The sequence below is a fragment of the Moorena sp. SIO3E8 genome, from assembly GCF_010692445.1.
In the GTDB taxonomy this organism is placed as follows: domain Bacteria; phylum Cyanobacteriota; class Cyanobacteriia; order Cyanobacteriales; family Coleofasciculaceae; genus Moorena; species Moorena bouillonii.
The window spans coordinates 1-1311 of the sequence record NZ_JAAHHM010000362.1; the positions used below are offsets into that span (position 1 = coordinate 1).

General features: G+C 43.0%; 1 pseudogene. It reads left to right on the plus strand.

The window, feature by feature from the left end:
* Positions 1 to 329: 329 nt before the first annotated feature.
* Positions 330 to 1184, plus strand: a pseudogene (locus F6K46_RS39805) (transposase); the annotation flags it as partial.
* Positions 1185 to 1311: the final 127 nt, after the last annotated feature.

The following is a 1311-nucleotide window of genomic DNA, read 5'->3' on the forward strand; positions in this document are numbered from 1 at the left end:
TAATACCATAAAGTTCCTGAGTCAGGCTGTGTCCTTAGCAGTCAGGCAGCGTTCTCACGAATTGTCTCTGATTCCGCTTTTGAAGTGAGTGGGGTGACTTTGTCAATCTCTACACCTGAATGCTTACAGACTAGGTTTTGATAATCAGCACCGTCTCTGGTTCTTCCACAATTTTACGGAGCTGCTCCAGGCTTTCATACCCGTGTTTTTAAACCGGGGATGAAAGCCTGGTGGCGACTTTAGTCGCCGTGAAAAAGATTAAGTCACAACTTGACAGTTTAATCAAAGCATGTTAGCGTAATAATCTATCGATTAGAGGTCGATATTCGGTGATTATATCAGAGTTTAAGGCGTACGGAAGACCCCTTCAATATCAAGCTATTTACGAGGCAATTCGGACAGTCAAATTCATCCGGAATAGTTGCATTCGTCTATGGATGGACAATAAAGGAACTGGAAAGTATGACCTTAGCAAGTATACTAAAATACTAGCTAAAAATTTCCCGTTTGCTAACGAATTAAACTCTACCGCCCGGCAAGCTGCGGCTGAGAGGGCGTGGTCATCGATATCTCGCTTCTTTGAAAATTGCAAGAAGAAAGTACCTGGAAAGAAAGGTTATCCAAGATTCCAAAAACACTGTAGGTCGGTTGAGTATAAACAATCAGGATGGAAATTATCCCCTGACAAGAAATCAATTACCTTCAGTGATAAAAAAGGAATCGGGAAGCTCAAGCTTAAGGGTACTTGGGACTTATGGCGCTTTGACCAAAAACTAATCAAGCGGGTTCGGATAGTTAAAAGGGCTGATGGTTACTACGTTCAATTCTGCATTTCGGTTGATGTAAATGAACAATTAGAGCCAAGCCATTCGACTATCGGGTTGGATGTAGGGCTAAAAGAGTTTTACACTGATTCCATGGGCAACACGCAACCCAATCCTCGGTTTTATAGAACCGGGGAAAAGCGATTAAAGTTTTATCAGCGCCGGGTTTCCCGAAAAAAGAAAGGCTCATCCAATCGAAGGAAAGCCATTAATAGATTAGGCAGGCAGCACCTCAAAATAAGTAGGCAACGCGAAGAACATGCCAAGAGACTGGCACGTTGCGTAATCCGGTCTAACGACTTGGTCGCCTATGAAGACTTGAGGATTAAGAACTTAACTAAAAATCATTGTCTTGCTAAATGTGCGGCTCGTTCCAGTCAGGAGCCTTTAGAAAGTAAAGGGGTATGGACTGGGGGATTCGCGAGGAACTAACTCCTCAAAATCCTAACTGTCCATTTGATACAGGTGAAAGTCCTGTCCTTGAAGA